This is a genomic window from Aliidiomarina minuta, assembly GCF_003987145.1.
Taxonomy (GTDB): Bacteria; Pseudomonadota; Gammaproteobacteria; order Enterobacterales; family Alteromonadaceae; genus Aliidiomarina; species Aliidiomarina minuta.
On record NZ_PIPL01000001.1, the window covers coordinates 1,088,319 to 1,104,315 of the forward strand.

The window sequence follows — 15,997 nt, forward strand, 5'->3', positions numbered from 1 at the left end:
TTCCCAGTATGCCCGGCTCCGGCAACAATTACTTGCTACAGGAAGAGGCATACTACCAGCCTCTATTTGAATAACACTATAATAAAACTCATAGTGCCATGACGTGCTACACGCTCGGTTACCAGCCTAGGTTAGCTTCATAAGCATAACACAGGTTCCCTGAAGCCCTTTAAAACCTTAGTTCAGAGTTTTTCAGTTAGCCAGTTCTCCACGCTAGCCAGGGCACTGCCGATATTCTCAGGCTGATTGCCTCCAGCCTGCGCCATATCTGGCCGTCCACCACCTTTACCGCCTACCTGGGAGGCAAGATGATTGACCAGTTCCCCGGCTTTAACTTTGTCGGTGAGACTCTTAGTAACGCCCACGATCAAGCTAACTTTGTTAGCTTCGGAAGTAGCTAACACTATAATACCTTCACCCAACTGATTCTTAAGATCATCGACCATACCCCGTAAGGCCTTGGCTTCAGTACCCTTCAGTTCAGCCACTATGACTTTGTGGCCAGCAATATCCTGAACCTGGTCAATCAGATTTGCACCAGCCTGCTGGCTTAACTGTTGCTGTAATTCTGCAATCAGCTTTTCTTGCTGCTTTTGCTTGTCAGTCAACTGTTGTATACGGGGAACCAGGGCAGATTGATCAGTACGGGTTAACTCTGCCAATTGTTGCAATTGTTGTTGTTGATGCTGGGTATGTCGAATGGCTGCACTACCAGTGGTCGCTTCTATGCGACGAACTCCCGACGCTATACCGCTTTCCTGTAAAATACGGAAACAACCGATATCACCTGTACGGTGGACGTGCGTACCGCCACAAAGTTCCAGTGAATAGTCCCCCATTTGCACGACTCTTACCTTATCATCATACTTTTCACCAAATAACGCCATTGCACCTTTGGCTTTGGCGTCTTCAATGGGCATTACCGCGGTAGTAAGTTCAGTATTACGACGTATTTCTTCGCTCACCTGTGCTTCAATCGCACGCAGCTCTTCAGCAGTCACTGGCTGACCGTGGGCAAAGTCAAAACGCAGTCGTTCGGCATCCACTAACGAGCCTTTTTGATTAACATGTTCACCGAGTACACGACGCAGGGCTTCATGAATAAGATGCGTCGCGCTGTGATTGCCCTTTATCGCCTCCCGACGCTGAGCATCAATCACCGCACTTAACTGCATGCCACAACTTAATGCCATCACAGCTTCGCCCTGGTGACCTATGGCTTTGCCCAGGTACTGGGTATCAGTCACATTAAAGGCCACTGCATCACCCTGACTAAGGGTACCTGTGTCACCTACCTGACCGCCACTCTCAGCATAAAAAGGTGTGCGTGCCAGCACAACCACACCACTTTGCCCGGCTTCCAGACGCTCCACCGATTGCCCTTCATGGAATAATTCAACCACTTCAGAACTGTCTTCAGACTGCGCATAACCACTAAATTCAGTAACCTGTTCGGACTTAATCTGCTTGCTGTAATCAGTGGTGAATTGAGAAGCCTGTTGGGCGCGGCTGCGCTGTTCATCCATCGCATCCGCAAAACCCTGCTCGTCGACCTTAACACCGCGTTCGCGTGCCACATCGGCAGTTAAATCCAACGGAAAGCCGTAGGTATCGTAGAGTTTAAAAGCAATGTCGCCCGGGATAATGTCGCCGCTAAGCTCGCTTAAAGCGTCATCCAGAATGCTCAAGCCACGCTGCAAAGTTCGCGCGAATTGTTGCTCTTCCTGCAATAATGCCTGTTCAATGCGCTGCTGATTTTGAGCAAGCTCAGGATAAGCCTCACCCATCTCTTTAATCAGGCCATCGACTAAACGATAGAAAAAGGGTTCATCAGCGCCTAGTTTATTACCATGGCGTACCGCACGACGGATAATACGGCGCAGTACATAGCCACGGCCTTCATTTGAAGGCAATACGCCGTCTACAATTAAAAAAGAGCAGGAACGGATATGATCAGCAATGACACGTAACGACTGCTCTTGTAAATCATCCACACCGACCTGGGTAGCGGCTGCTTTAATCAGGGCCTGAAAGGTGTCGGTTTCATAATTAGAATGCACACCCTGCATGATTGCGGCAATGCGCTCCAGTCCCATACCCGTATCAATCGACTGCTTGGCTAAGGGTTGCATTTCCCCGCCAGGCTGTCGGTTATACTGCATGAAAACCAGGTTCCAGATCTCTATATAGCGGTCGCCATCTTCTTCCGGTGTACCCGGTGGTCCACCCCAAACCTCTTCACCATGGTCAAAAAATATTTCCGAACAGGGGCCGCAGGGACCGGTATCGCCCATTGACCAGAAATTATCTTTTTCGCCAATCCGACTAACGCGATCCGCAGGCACGCCGATTTCATTAACCCAGATATCATGCGCTTCATCGTCAGTTTCAAAAATGGTAACCCAGAGTTTCTCAGCCGGAAGCTTTAACTCTTTTGTCAGAAAGTCCCATGAATACTGAATAGCCTCGCGCTTAAAATAATCGCCAAAACTGAAATTACCCAGCATTTCAAAAAACGTATGATGACGTGCGGTATAGCCAACATTTTCCAGATCGTTGTGTTTACCACCGGCACGCACACAGCGCTGCGCACTGGTTGCCCGGGTGTAGTTACGCTTGTCCGAGCCCAGAAATACGTCTTTAAAAGGCACCATACCGGCATTAGTAAACAGCAGGGTGTCGTCGTTATGGGGGATCAGCGAGCCACTGGGTACGATTTCATGGCCGCGGTCAGCAAAATAATTAAGAAACGCGGAACGAATTTCAGCGCTGGTCATAGTCATTCGATAATCCTAACTGTTCGTCAATTCAAGGTTGGGGCAAGGCCCACAACGACTTCATGAAAATATTTAAGGGGTCAAGAATAGCATGAAAATACAGCAAAAAGCAGCCGCAAAATCACCCTTCCTGCTGCTCAATACGATGGTAGGCAGTACGTACCTGATCCGGTAAAAAACCGCGCTGATACAAATGACGCAAGCGGCGCGCCCGTTCTTTTTCGTCTGCTGCCGGTGTTTCACCGAAGCGGCGCACATAACGCTGCCGGGCCAGTTCTACCCAATCCGTTTCCTGCGCTGCCAGTAATTCTTCAATCATCGAGGACGCAATGCCTTTTTGCTGTAGATCAAAACGAATTTTTAACGGTCCATAACCATTTTCTATACGCTGCCGGATATAACTTTCGGTAAACCGTTGATCGCTTTGCCAACCGCGTTCAGCGAGTAGCTCCAGCACTTCATCTATAGGCTCTGCAGCAAAGCCTTTTTGCCGCAGTTTACGTTTTAATTCCGCTGCACTGTGCTCACGGCGCCCCAGCAAATGCACCGCTCGATGCTCAATCGCCTTTACATCTTCTTCTGCATCCGCTTTCATTAATTACTCCGGAATATAAGTGCGGGAACCTTTATAGCAAGCCATACTCAAAATCTGCAACTCAATTTAGGAAAATCAGTTATGTCACACAAGTTATGGATACTTATAAGCATTGCGTTATTCAGTTTGAGTTCGCTGGCGCAGGCAGATGATACAATACAGGTACAGGCCTCGGGAACCGCTCAGGGAGTTCCTGACACCATTCAGTTTAGTCTTTGGGTAGAAGCTGAAGGTGGCAAATTAAGCCCGCTCAAAACTCGCGCGGATCAGATTACTGAAACTATTTTGCGTGATCTGCAGCAACGTGATGTTGCCCGCGAAGACATGAGTTCTTACCAGCTACGCATCCAGCCTCAGTATGAACGCCATAACAATCAAACCCGGCAGAAAGGTTTTTTAGTGTCCCGTCAGATTCAAATCACGCTGCGTAATACTGATGACTTTGATCACCTGATCGACTTTGCCCTGGCTCAGGGAGTCACCCGCGTCGGTCAAATCAATTATATCATCGCCGACAGCAGTGAGCTGGCGCAGCAAGCGCTGTTAAACGCCGTCGATGAAGCCCACAATAAAGCGCAGTTAATGGCCAAACACAGTAATCGTGAACTGGGTGATATTGTTAATATCCGCGAACTCAGCGAAGGCGGAGGACCTGGCTTATTTATGCGCGCCGAGTCCAGCGCTATTAACCTCTCAGAACCTGGTCAACAGGAAGTGACTGCACGTATTGAAGTTACCTTTCGACTACAGTAGGCAAGGTATGGCTGGCGCAATGCCAGCCACCCCCACCCACCAATAAATCCCGTGCGTCTACCGACACAATAGTAAAGTCCGGTAATGCTTGCTGTAAACGATCCAGCGCAATGCTGTCTTCTTCACAACCAAACACTGGCAACAGATAATAACCGGGCAGACAAATACCATTGCAATAACTGGCGCTCAACGGCATGCCCGGCCGCCGCGCAAAAACACCTTCGACAGGCTGAATCGCTTGCGCTTCAGCACGACTTAAGTACAACTGTGGCAGCGGTAAAGGGATAAGAGTAAAAGGGTGGCCTTGCAGGTTACATAAGCCCTGGAGCTCAGTGAAAACCCGGTAACAGCGCTCATACTCAGGGTGCGTTGGGCTATCCGGAAGAGTTACCGCAATATGCTGCGCATCCAGAAAACACAGCAGATTATCGACATGCCCCCCGGTTTCATCGCAACTCAGCCCCTCAGGCAGCGCCAGCAACTGCTCAATACCCAGATAAGTCGCAAGCATTGCGGCGAATTGCGAATGGCTCAGAGCAGGATTGCGCCCTGCGGTTAAAACGCTACTGGCAACATAAACCGCAGTACCAGCGCCGTCGGTGTGCAAGCTTCCGCCCTCTAAGACCAGGGGCAATTCAGATGCCTGCAGTGCGAAGCTTTCCAGTAACTGTTGGCGTCCGATAAGATCATCATGGTAAGCCGGATCCAATCCCTGCCAGCCGTTAAAGCCGGCTAACCAGGCTTGCCCGTCTGCGGTATAGAAAGGACCGCTGTCGCGCAACCAGATATCGGCATAAGTAGCTTGCTGCAAACGGACATAGACAGGCAGCTGAGCGGCCGCCTGTTGATAACAGGCGGCAGTGACCTGCACCACCACCTGCATCTCAAGCGTCCTCATTAAGGGTTCGATATCCTGCAGCAGCTTAATCAGGCTACGCTGCGCTGCTAATCCAGCATCAGGCCAGATATCAGGCCGCCAGGGCCAGCGCAGGCAAAGAGCACGACGCGGTGACCACTCAGGAAGAAGAGCTGCCATTATCCGATTGCGGGTTATTGCGGCGACTACTTTGCGGTTTGCTCTTTATTTTGCCTTTCGGTTTTGCTTTAGGCTTGGCTGCGGCACTGGCTTTTTGTTTAGCCTGCGCCCGGGGATCGGCCTTCTCTGCACGGTTACGACGCACAGCACGGCGTGCCTGCTGCAATTTCCGCTGACCGTCTTTTTTATCCACCACATTAACGAAACTTTGTAATTCGGCTTCCATACCGACCAGTTTACGTAAGTAGTTAACGCGCTCCAGCGGCATTTCAATCCAGGCACCCTGTACCAGCCCTTTCTCCAGTAACACGTCACCATAACGAACCCGTATCAGACGGCTCACCTGCAGCCCCTGAGATTCCCATAAGCGCCGTACTTCGCGATTACGCCCTTCCGTCAGAGTGACATTAAACCATTGGTTCATGCCTTCCCCACCGGTATGCACAATACGCCGGAAACGCGCCGGACCATCTTCTAATTTAACTCCGCCACGCAGGTTATGCAGGTGGTGCTGGCTGACTTCACCGAACACCCGTACCGCATACTCGCGTTCAACTTCGCGACTGGGGTGCATTAAGCGATTCGCCAGCTCACCATCGGTAGTAAACAGCAATAATCCAGACGTGTTCACATCCAGTCGGCCTACCGCAATCCAGCGCGCACCATGGAGTTTTTGCAAACGGTCATAGACAGTAGCCCGCCCTTCCGGATCCTTGCGGGTAACCAGCTCACCCTCAGGTTTGTGATACATGAGCACACGACATACCTGGGAGGCTTCATCTTTAACCACCACCCGGTGGCCATCAATAAGCACATCCGCATTACCATCAATGCGCTCACCGAGCTGCGCCACATGCCCATTAACGCGAATGCGGCCGTCAGCAATTTTCTGTTCAATCTCGCGACGTGAACCATGCCCTGAACGGGCCAATACTTTCTGTAACTTCTCAGTCATAGTTAATGCAACATAGCCTTAGTTTCGCCACGCTCTCGCGTGTCGCTCTGTTCACTGGCGTCATCTTGTTCCGCCATAAGTTCCAGCTCTGGTCGCTGTTCCGCCAGCGCTGGCAGGTCTGCAATAGATTGCAGAGAAAAATAATCTAAAAACGTTTTGGTAGTGGCATATAAAGAAGGTCTGCCGGGCACTTCTTTCTGACCGACAATTTTAACCCAGTCCCGTTCCTGCAGCGTACGCATAATGCTAGTGCTTACCGACACCCCCCGCACCGCTTCAATTTCACCGCGGGTGATGGGCTGTCGCCAGGCTATTAAGGCCAGCGTTTCCAGCAATGCCGCGGAATAACGGGGAGCCCGTTCCGACCACATTTGCGCCAGTGCTGGTGCCAGATCAGCACGGGTCTGAAAACGATAACCCGATGCCACTTCCACTAATTGTACCCCACGTTCCTGGTAGTCTGCTATTAAATCATCCAGAACCTGCCGTAAACGGGGGCGGTTCAGCTTATAACCCGCCAGCACACCCTGCTGCAACTGGTCCAGAGTCAGGGCCTGATCCGCTGCAAATAAAGCGGCCTCTACCAGTTGTTTTAATTGCGTATCCGATATCATGCCAGTTCCTCCTGACTCACCGCCATAGTTCCTGCATCGACATAAATAACAGAAAAACTATCTGCCTGAGTTAAGCGGATCATGCCTTCCTTGTTCAGTTCAAGCAAGGCCAGAAAGCTAACCACCACACCAGCCCGGCCTTCGGTGCGGGTGAACAGTTCGGAAAAGGTGACCCGCTGCCCCTGCTGCAGACGATCCAGGATCTGGCTCATGCGTTCACGAGTCGATAATCTTTCCCGGCTGATATGGTGATGCTGTTGTGCATCCACCTGTTGCATCACTGACTTCATCGCCTGTAACAGATCATCAAGTCCTATTTGCGGCGGTGCAGCGGGTTGTTCTTCAATCTGCGGCTGCGCCGTGGCAACAAAGAAATCACGCTCCTGTTGCGGTTGAGCATCCAGTTGCCCGGCACCCTCACGGACAATTTCATATTCGCGTAATCGCCGAATCAGCTCCGCTCTGGGGTCCTCTTCTTCATCATCTTCAGTCGGTGGTTTAGGCAATAATAAGCGGCTCTTAATTTCCGCCAGCATCGCCGCCATGACCAGATAATCCGCCGCTAACTCCAGTTTCAATTCACGCATCAGCTCAACGTAAGCCATATACTGGCGCGTGATATCTAAAATCGGTAAATCCAGAATATCCAGCTGCTGACGCCGGATTAAATACAGCAATAAATCCATAGGGCCACTGAAAGAATCCAGCATCAGCTCCAAAGCGTCTGGCGGAATGTACAGATTCTCCGGTTGTTCAAAAACCGGCTCGCCGCGCACAAAACCCAGAGGCAGAGACTGTTGTTCCGGCGACTTCTCACTCATCAGCGGATATCTGCCTGCTCAGAGCTGAAAAGGGCTGGGATCACCCTGCCCGACACGACGAATAACCATTTCGTCATCGGCTAAATCAACCACGGTAGTTGGTTTTTCACCAATGCTGCCGCCATCCACAATAAGCCCTACCTGTTTTTCCAGCAGGTCACGAATGCGTTCCGGGTCCGACTCCGCCATTTCATGACCAGGCAAAATCAGGCTGGTCGACATTAAGGGTTCGTTCAGCTCTTCCAGCATCGCCATCGCAATCGGATTTTCCGGCACCCGCAACCCGATGGTTTTACGTTTCGGGTTAAGCAGCCGCTTAGGGACTTCTTTAGTGCCCTTCAGCACAAAGGTATAAGGACCTGGCGTATTGTTTTTAAGTAACCGGAAGGCCGTGTTATCAACACGGGCATAGACCGAAAGTTCGGACAAATCACGGCACATCAGCGTAAAGTTATGGTCCTTGCCGATTTCACGAATACGGCAAATCTGGGTCAGCGAGTCTTTGTCGCCGATGTGACAGCCAATTGCATAACCGGAGTCGGTGGGGTAAACCACCACATGGCCTTGACGAATCAGGTTGACCGCCTGCTGTATCAATCGCTGTTGTGGATTTTCCGGGTGTATCTGAAAAAATTGACTCATGTTGCATTTATTCCGTTAATGACCAGCTTTGCCACACAGGTTCACTGATTTCTGGTAGCTGTAAATTGCGGCCCAGCTCACGCCACTGACTGGGTCCATGAAAATCTGAGCCCGCCGATGCCTTAAGTTTATAATCATTAGCTAATTCAGCAAGTTGCTGACGGTGCAGCTTTTCCTGTTGACCACTGGCTACCTCAAGTGCATCACCACCCGCGGCGCTAAAGTCACGCAGCAGGCGTTTTAGCCATTTGCTGCTCAATTGATATGCCAATGGGTGTGCCAGTCCCGCATAACCGCCAGCGCTTTGAATCGCCGCCACCGCTTCCTCAATGCTACACCACTCCGGCTGCACATAAGCACAGTTGCCTTTGCCTAGATAACGACGAAAAGCACTGTCGATATCTTTAACATCGCCAGCGGCAACCATAGCATCGGCAAAGTGCTTACGCGTCAGGTTATCGCTGGAGCTCGCAGCCACCTTATCAAGAGCTTGCCGGGACACGCCAGCCGCCTGCAACTTTTCGGCTATCTGAGCGGCGCGTTCGCGGCGTCGCACATGCTGTTGCTCCAACAATTGAGCCAGCTCAGCAGCTTCTGTGTCCATCTGCCAGCCTAATATATGTATTTCAAAACCCTGCCAGCGACAACTGATTTCGACGCCAGGAATAATATGCAGCGGGCTGCTGGCCGGCAGCTTTGCTGCCGCCTGCTGTGCCGCTTCAATGCCGGCAACAGTATCGTGATCGGTAATCGACAGATAACGAATCTGCATAGTATGCGCACGCTGTACTATCTCAACAGGTGTCAGCTTGCCGTCAGAGGCTGTGGTGTGACAATGTAAGTCTATTCTCATGCCCGTATCATACCCGTTTTACACTGATTTCGCTATGCTGAGCACCTTTCTCTGCCTTTGTTCTTGACAGCCAGCTGCCTGGCCCGTTATGGTATCTCTAATTGTTAGACAACTTGTTTTGTTTCTTTACGGAGAAAATTAACTTATGCGCACAGCGAAGACTGCATTTCATGGTCGTTGGTGGTGGCATCACAGCAATAAGCGGGTGATGTACGCTGGTGTGTGCGCAAGTTAGAAATGCATAACAACTAAGTATCGTACAGAAGGCCCGCCTAATTAGCGGGCTTTTTTTATGGGCGGCCCGCTGACTTAAGCAGTGCTCTTATTTTTAATCAGCGACAGGAGTTTCCGGCATGCAGCCATCGCTTTCTATACAACCTGGTCAGGTAACGCCTATCAGTATGATACTGGATTACCAGGCCGACCCACTGAGCGTGTTAAACACACTACAGGATAAAAACGGCGAGCATATTTTACTCGAGTCCGCCGAGGTCGATTCCAAAACCAATCTGAAAAGTCTGTTAATGGTCGACGCCGCATTACGCCTGACCTGCTATGGACAGGAAGTAAAGGTAAAGGCATTGAGCGACAGTGGCCGTGCTTTGTTACCCTGGTTTGTCGAACAGGTACAAACACAACTGGACGTTACTCAGGATGCTGATGAACTCACTCTGAGCTGCCCACCTCCCGATCCGGACCTGAATGAAGATCAGCGACTGCGCAGTGTCAGTAACCTGACACCACTGCGGGTGTTACAGCAACAATTAAGAAATACTCGCGAGCACCCTTTTGCCATCTTTCTTGGCGGTATCTTCGGTTACGACCTGATTGCCAGCTTTGAACAGCTGCCTGCAGTGCCCGAAGGCCACAACAACTGTCCGGATTATGTGTTTTATCTGTCAGAAACCCTGCTGATTATGGACCATCAGGCGCAGCGTACCGAACTTATCGGAAGCCTCTTTTCCGGACCTGATATTGATAAACGCCATCAGCATTTGTGCCAGCGCATGGGCGAGTTAAGTGCTCGTCTGCAGCTACCCCAGGCGGTGCCAGCGGTGACTGGCGGTATGCCTGCTGATGTTATTGCCACACCAGATGCAGCCACTTTTGCCGCCAATGTAGATAAACTAAAAGAGTCCATTATTGCCGGCGATATTTTTCAGGTCGTGCCATCGCGCCAGTTTAAACTGCCCTGCTCTGATGCGCTCACTGCCTACCAACAGCTTAAATCTGATAACCCCAGCCCGTATATGTTCTATGTGAAAAGCGCTGATTTTGAACTCTTCGGTGCCTCGCCTGAGTCCGCATTAAAATATCAAAGTCAGAATAACCAGGTCGAGCTTTACCCTATTGCTGGTACCCGTATACGTGGCAAAGATGCCCAGGGCAATATCCGCCCCGACCTTGATTCGCGTATTGAACTGGACCTGCGCAATGACCAGAAAGAGCTGGCAGAACACATGATGCTGGTGGACCTGGCACGTAATGACCTGGCTCGCATCGCTATCACTGGCAGCCGCTACGTCGCTGACTTGCTAAAGACCGACCGCTATTCCCATGTCATGCACCTGGTCTCCCGAGTGGTGGCTCAGCTACGCCCTGAACTTGACGCACTGGATGCTTACCGCGCTTGCATGAATATGGGCACCCTGACCGGAGCACCTAAAATCAGTGCTTCACGGCTTATCCGTGAGGTCGAAAATGAACGTCGCGGCAGTTACGGGGGCGCCGTTGGTTACCTGACCGGTCAGGGCGACATGGATACCTGCATTATTATTCGCTCAGCCCTGGTTCGCGACGGCACTGCGGTAGTTCAGGCGGGTGCTGGCGTGGTCTATGACTCAGTGCCCAGCGCTGAAGTGGCCGAAACCGAAAATAAAGCACAGGCTGTGATCAACGCCATTCAACGCAGCCAGACAGCGGAGATCCTATAATGAGTAACGGACGTATTTTTTTACTCGATAATGTCGACAGCTTTGCCTACAACCTGGTTGATGAACTTGCTCAGCTGGGTTTTGAACTGGAGGTTTACCGGAATCAGGTGGCAGCAGATACTATTATTCAGCGCATGCAACAGGCGGCGCAAAAAGAGCCAGTGCTGCTTTGTTTGTCGCCGGGTCCAGGCCACCCCAGCGAAGCGGGTTGCTTACCCGAGCTGTTAGAAAAAGCCAGTGGCCGCTTTCCCATGCTGGGTATTTGCCTTGGTTTTCAGGCATTGATCGAACATGCCGGAGGCAGCGTCGGTCGTGCGGAATTCGTCATGCATGGTAAAACCAGTGCTCTGCAGTTGAGTCCCCATCCTGTTTTTGAAGGCCTGAGTTCGCCCTTGCAGGTAGCTCGCTATCATTCTCTGCAAGCTATCCAGGTCCCCGAACAGGTACAGATTATCGCCAGCTACGAAAACATTCCGATGGCACTCTATGATGCGAAAAACGCCAGCATTGGCTACCAGTTTCATCCCGAATCAATAATGACAACTTATGGCAGTAGCCTGCTACAAAATACCGTTAACTACCTTTTAGCCCAGGCGGAGAAACTTGAATGCAAGAATTAGCGCGAGTACTAGACGGCGAAACCCTTGACCTGGCAGCCACTGAAAAGCTCTTTCAGCACCTGATTGCCGGTCAGCTCACCGATGCCCAGATCGCAGGCATGTTAGTCGCCATGAAAATACGCGGCGAAACGCCGGCGGAAATAGCCGGTGCGGCCAAAGCATTGCGGGGCGCTGCAAAACCCTTTCCCGCTCCGGATTATCCGATTGCCGACACCTGTGGTACAGGCGGTGATGGCAGTAATACCATTAATATTTCTACCGCTGCGGCACTGGTGGCCGCCAGTATGGGGGTCGCCGTTGCCAAACATGGAAACCGCAGTGTCTCCTCCCGCTCCGGTTCAGCCGACGTACTTGAATCTCTGCATATTCCTCTGGACGGTACTCCGGATAACGCGCGCAAGATGCTCGACAAGCATAACTTCTGCTTTCTGTTTGCGCCCCATTATCATCCGGGCGTTAAATACGCCATGCCCACCCGGCAGGAACTGAAAACCCGAACCCTGTTTAACCTGCTCGGTCCGTTGATCAATCCAGCTCAACCTCAGGTACAGCTGCTCGGGGTTTATAAACCTGAACTTTGCCGCCCTATGGCAGAAACCCTGCAGCTGCTCGGATGCCCCCGGGCCATGGTTGTGCATGGCACCGGGCTGGATGAAATCGCATTGCACGGACCGACCCGAGTAGTCGAAGTCAATCAGGAGCAGATTCAGGAATACGAATTAAATCCGACTGACTTTGGCGTACAGGACGCGCCAATAAGCAGCCTGCGAGGCGGCGACGCGGATCAGAATGCACGTTTGTTAAAGGCGGTACTGGAAGGTCAGGGCAAACCCGAGCACCGCGATGCTATTGCTATGAACGTCGCGGCGCTGCTTTATATGACAGGGTCCAGCGACAGCTTGCAGGATGCCACCGCCGCGGTTCTGCAGCACCTCTCAGAAGGCCATGCCGCCGCTCACCTCACCCGTATGCAACAAGGAATCAGCTAAGCTTATGAGCGATATACTGCAACGTATTACTAATCAACGTCGTGAGCGCATTCAGGAGCTGGCTCAGGACTACCCCCTGGACAGCCTGCGCCTTAAGCTAGAGCAACTGCCAGAGCGGCCAGTTCGCAGCCTTCACCGGCAGCTATCGCGGGCAGACAAAGGGTTTATTCTGGAATGCAAAAAAGCATCGCCCTCAAAAGGCCTGATTCGGGAAAATTTTGATCCTCTGGCTATCGCTCATACTTATCAGCCTTATGCCGCTGCTATTTCGGTGTTAACTGAACCCGACTTTTTCCAGGGTAGTTTTGCCTATCTGCAAGCAGTCAGCCGTCAGGTTCAGGTACCGGTATTATGCAAAGACTTCATCGTCGATCCTCTGCAAATTTACCTGGCGCGTTATTTTGGTGCTGATGCCATATTGCTGATGCTGTCCTTACTGGACGATGCCCAATACCGCAAACTAGCAAACCTGGCTGAAGAACTGGGACTGGAAATACTCACCGAAGTCAGCAATGTTGAAGAAATGCAGCGCACTCATGATCTGAACGCCGCTATTATCGGTATCAATCATAGGGACTTGCGGGATTTGTCGATCGATTTAACACGCAGTCAGCAGCTTGCCAAACTGGCTCCGGCTGGCGCCCTGCTGGTGGCCGAATCAGGCATCAGTAGCAATCAGCAGGTTCGTGATATTGGCCGCCATGTGGATGGCTTCCTGGTCGGTAGCCACCTGAGTGCTCAGGCAGATATCGATCAGGCCTGTCGCCGCCTGATTTACGGTGACCATAAAGTCTGTGGTTTAACTCGCCCGGATGACGCGCTGATGGCAAAAAGTGCCGGCGCTATTTATGGCGGTCTTATCTTCGCAGCCCGATCACCTCGCTTTATCGACATCAAACAGGCTCACGACATTATTGACGCCGTGCCGGCTCTGAACTACGTAGCCGTGATTACCGAACACAGCGTCAGCGGCGTGCTGGCACTGGTCGACGAATTGCCTTTGCACGCAGTTCAGCTACATGGTCAGCAGTCACCGCAATTTGTTAACGAGCTGGTGCAAAAACTCAACGGCCGTTGCCAGGTCTGGTACGCCCTCAAAGTAGAGAGTGCAGTGAGTTTACCGGATTTACCGGTTGATCGTTTCCTGCTTGATAATGGTAACGGCGGCAGCGGTCAGACATTTGACTGGCAGCACCTGCCCGCCAATCAGCGTAATACCTGCATGCTCGCTGGTGGCCTGAGTCAGGATAACATTGAGGCAGCCGCCCAACTGGGCGTCGCTGGCCTGGATATAAATTCGGGTGCAGAAATAAAAGCAGGCGAAAAAGACGGCGCCACTCTGCATGCTATTTTCAGTAAACTGTCGGCCTGTTACCGCAAGCCGACAACACAGGAGATGCCATTATGACATCCAAGCTTAACCCTTATTTCGGTGAATTCGGTGGCCAGTACGTACCCGAGATACTGTTGCCAGCCTTAGATCAGCTAGAACGTGCTTTTGAGGATGCGCAGCGAGACGATCTCTTCCGTGCCGAGTTTAATGATCTCTTGAAAAACTATTTAGGCCGGCCCACTCCGTTAAGCCTTTGCCGTAACCTGCCCCGTCATGGCAGCAGTAAGATTTATCTTAAACGCGAAGATCTGCTGCATGGCGGCGCTCACAAAACGAATCAGGTACTAGGGCAGGCACTGCTTGCCAAGCGCATGGGCAAACGTCGGATTATCGCCGAAACCGGTGCCGGACAACATGGTACGTCAACAGCCCTGGCCTGCGCCCTGCTCGATCTTGAATGCGTCATTTACATGGGCAAGAAAGATATGCAGCGGCAACAGCCAAATGTCTTTCGTATGGAGCTAATGGGCGCCAAAGTGGTTGCCGTAGACACCGGTAGTGGCACCTTAAAAGACGCGGTGAATGAAGCCCTGCGCGACTGGACGGCCAGCTATCAGACCACCCATTACCTGCTGGGCACCGCTGCCGGACCTCACCCTTTTCCAACCATAGTGCGTGAATTTCACCGCATGATCGGCGAGGAAGCGAAAAAACAGATTATCGATCAGGCGGGTCGCCTGCCCGATGAAGTGATTGCCTGTGTCGGCGGTGGCTCAAACGCCATTGGTATGTTTGCTGATTTTATTGGCGAAACCAGCGTTCGTTTAACCGGTGTTGAGCCGGCCGGTAAAGGCCTCAGTTCGCATGAGCACGGTGCCACCTTAAGTGCCGGCAAACCAGGCTTGCTGCATGGTTGTTATTCTTACCTGATGCAAACTGGTGAAGGTCAGATTGAAGAGTCTTATTCGGTTTCCGCCGGCCTCGACTACCCCGGCGTAGGGCCACAGCATGCTCATCTGCATGCCACCGGACGGGCGCAGTATGTGTCGGTTACTGATGATGAGGCACTGGAAGCTTTTCGTCTGTTATCCAGCCATGAAGGCATTATTCCCGCTCTGGAAAGTGCTCATGCCTTAGCTTACGCCATTAAAGTGGCCGAAAGCAGCAGTGAACCACAGATATTGCTGGTAAACCTTTCGGGCCGCGGTGACAAAGACATTGATCATGTACGTACCATATTCAAAGACCAGGAAGGTGCCTGATGCAAACCCGTTATAATCAAATGTTTGACCAACTAAAAAAAGACAATCAGGGCGCTTTTATTCCATTTGTGACTTTAGGTGACCCGGGACTGGAGCAAAGCGAGCGTATTATCAAGCAGTTGATCGACAGTGGCGCTGATGCTCTCGAGCTTGGCTTCCCGTTTTCCGATCCTGTCGCCGATGGTCCTACCATTCAAAGAGCATCCATCCGCGCCCTGGATGCAGGTGTCAGTATCGCCGACTGCTTTGAACTGCTACGCCGTATCCGGGACTATAACGCCGACATTCCAATAGGTTTGCTGGTCTATGGCAACCTGGTGATGGCCAAAGGCCGGGACCTTTTTTATCAGGAGCTGGCTGCGGCAGGGGTCGACTCGGTGCTTATAGCTGACGTACCGGTACGTGAGGGAGACCCCTTTCGCAAGGCCGCATCAGACGCTGGCATAGCACCTGTTTTTATTGCGGCGCCAGATTCCTCTCACCTTAGCCTCAACGCCATTGCGCGAGCCAGTGAGGGCTACATCTACCTGCTTAGTCGCGCCGGTGTCACCGGTGCGGGTCAGGAGTTACAGGCTCCAGCCAGTAGCTTAATCAAAACCTTAGATGAAGCCGGAGGTCCGCCGTCCATCTTAGGTTTTGGTATTTCTAAGCCAGAGCATGTGAAAACAGCCATTGAAGCCGGTGCGGCGGGCGCCATTAGCGGTTCTGCGGTCGTTCAGAGAATTGAAGATAACCTGCAGGATGAAACCGCGATGTTAAAAGCGCTGGGAGATTTTGTGACACAGATGAAGGCAGCAACTCAACGTAGCTGAG

General features: G+C 51.7%; 15 protein-coding genes. 7 read left to right on the top strand and 8 right to left on the bottom strand.

Annotation, left to right across the window (positions count from 1 at the left end):
* Positions 1 to 182 precede the first annotated feature (182 nt).
* Together alaS and CWE09_RS05225 are read right to left on the bottom strand one after the other, a co-directional pair.
* A complete protein-coding gene (gene alaS / locus CWE09_RS05220; RefSeq protein ID WP_126802942.1) occupies positions 183 to 2,783 on the bottom strand; it encodes an alanine--tRNA ligase in 2,601 nt (866 codons plus the stop codon).
* Positions 2,784 to 2,898: 115 nt separating this feature from the next.
* On the bottom strand, positions 2,899 to 3,372 hold the full coding sequence (locus tag CWE09_RS05225) for a regulatory protein RecX (protein WP_126802943.1): 474 nt from the start codon (positions 3,370 to 3,372) through the stop codon (positions 2,899 to 2,901).
* A gap of 81 nt (positions 3,373 to 3,453) precedes the next feature.
* On the opposite strand from CWE09_RS05225, the gene CWE09_RS05230 reads away from it, so the two are divergent.
* Complete coding sequence (locus tag CWE09_RS05230; protein ID WP_126802944.1) at positions 3,454 to 4,125, top strand: SIMPL domain-containing protein; 672 nt, start codon at positions 3,454 to 3,456, stop codon at positions 4,123 to 4,125.
* Here the strand turns inward: CWE09_RS05230 and CWE09_RS05235 are convergent.
* Genes CWE09_RS05235 through CWE09_RS05260 form a run of 6 tightly spaced genes read right to left on the bottom strand, consistent with a single transcriptional unit; the run spans position 4,106 to position 9,046 of the window.
* The gene (locus tag CWE09_RS05235; protein ID WP_126802945.1) at positions 4,106 to 5,161 is read right to left on the bottom strand and encodes an agmatine deiminase family protein; all 1,056 of its coding nucleotides are present in this window, start codon (positions 5,159 to 5,161) and stop codon (positions 4,106 to 4,108) included. The genes CWE09_RS05230 and CWE09_RS05235 overlap by 20 nt on opposite strands.
* Positions 5,142 to 6,116 (bottom strand): 23S rRNA pseudouridine(2605) synthase RluB, encoded by a 975-nt coding sequence (gene rluB, locus CWE09_RS05240; protein WP_126802946.1) that lies wholly within the window; start codon positions 6,114 to 6,116, stop codon positions 5,142 to 5,144. The genes CWE09_RS05235 and rluB overlap by 20 nt, the downstream gene beginning before the upstream one ends.
* A gap of 2 nt (positions 6,117 to 6,118) precedes the next feature.
* Positions 6,119 to 6,730: an SMC-Scp complex subunit ScpB gene (gene scpB, locus CWE09_RS05245; RefSeq protein WP_126802947.1), complete on the bottom strand. Its 612-nt coding sequence runs from the start codon at positions 6,728 to 6,730 to the stop codon at positions 6,119 to 6,121.
* Positions 6,727 to 7,551 (bottom strand): segregation and condensation protein A, encoded by an 825-nt coding sequence (locus CWE09_RS05250; RefSeq protein ID WP_126802948.1) that lies wholly within the window; start codon positions 7,549 to 7,551, stop codon positions 6,727 to 6,729. The genes scpB and CWE09_RS05250 overlap by 4 nt, the downstream gene beginning before the upstream one ends.
* A gap of 18 nt (positions 7,552 to 7,569) precedes the next feature.
* Complete coding sequence (locus tag CWE09_RS05255) at positions 7,570 to 8,193, bottom strand: L-threonylcarbamoyladenylate synthase (RefSeq protein WP_126802949.1); 624 nt, start codon at positions 8,191 to 8,193, stop codon at positions 7,570 to 7,572.
* Positions 8,194 to 8,200: 7 nt separating this feature from the next.
* Complete coding sequence (locus CWE09_RS05260) at positions 8,201 to 9,046, bottom strand: PHP domain-containing protein (RefSeq protein ID WP_126802950.1); 846 nt, start codon at positions 9,044 to 9,046, stop codon at positions 8,201 to 8,203.
* A gap of 353 nt (positions 9,047 to 9,399) precedes the next feature.
* On the opposite strand from CWE09_RS05260, the gene CWE09_RS05265 reads away from it, so the two are divergent.
* From CWE09_RS05265 to trpA, 6 genes are read left to right on the top strand one after another with little or no spacing between them, the layout of a single operon-like run.
* Positions 9,400 to 10,980, top strand: coding sequence for an anthranilate synthase component 1 (locus CWE09_RS05265; RefSeq protein WP_126802951.1), 1,581 nt, complete (start codon positions 9,400 to 9,402; stop codon positions 10,978 to 10,980).
* Entirely contained in the window at positions 10,980 to 11,600 is a 621-nt protein-coding gene (locus CWE09_RS05270) for an aminodeoxychorismate/anthranilate synthase component II (protein WP_126802952.1), read from the top strand. Before CWE09_RS05265 ends, CWE09_RS05270 begins: the two co-directional genes overlap by 1 nt.
* On the top strand, positions 11,588 to 12,589 hold the full coding sequence (trpD, locus tag CWE09_RS05275) for an anthranilate phosphoribosyltransferase (protein WP_126802953.1): 1,002 nt from the start codon (positions 11,588 to 11,590) through the stop codon (positions 12,587 to 12,589). Before CWE09_RS05270 ends, trpD begins: the two co-directional genes overlap by 13 nt.
* Positions 12,590 to 12,593: 4 nt before the next feature.
* Positions 12,594 to 13,997, top strand: coding sequence for a bifunctional indole-3-glycerol-phosphate synthase TrpC/phosphoribosylanthranilate isomerase TrpF (gene trpCF, locus CWE09_RS05280; RefSeq protein WP_126802954.1), 1,404 nt, complete (start codon positions 12,594 to 12,596; stop codon positions 13,995 to 13,997).
* Positions 13,994 to 15,184 (top strand): tryptophan synthase subunit beta, encoded by a 1,191-nt coding sequence (gene trpB / locus CWE09_RS05285; protein WP_126802955.1) that lies wholly within the window; start codon positions 13,994 to 13,996, stop codon positions 15,182 to 15,184. Before trpCF ends, trpB begins: the two co-directional genes overlap by 4 nt.
* On the top strand, positions 15,184 to 15,996 hold the full coding sequence (gene trpA, locus CWE09_RS05290; protein WP_126802956.1) for a tryptophan synthase subunit alpha: 813 nt from the start codon (positions 15,184 to 15,186) through the stop codon (positions 15,994 to 15,996). The genes trpB and trpA overlap by 1 nt, the downstream gene beginning before the upstream one ends.
* Position 15,997 lies beyond the last annotated feature (1 nt).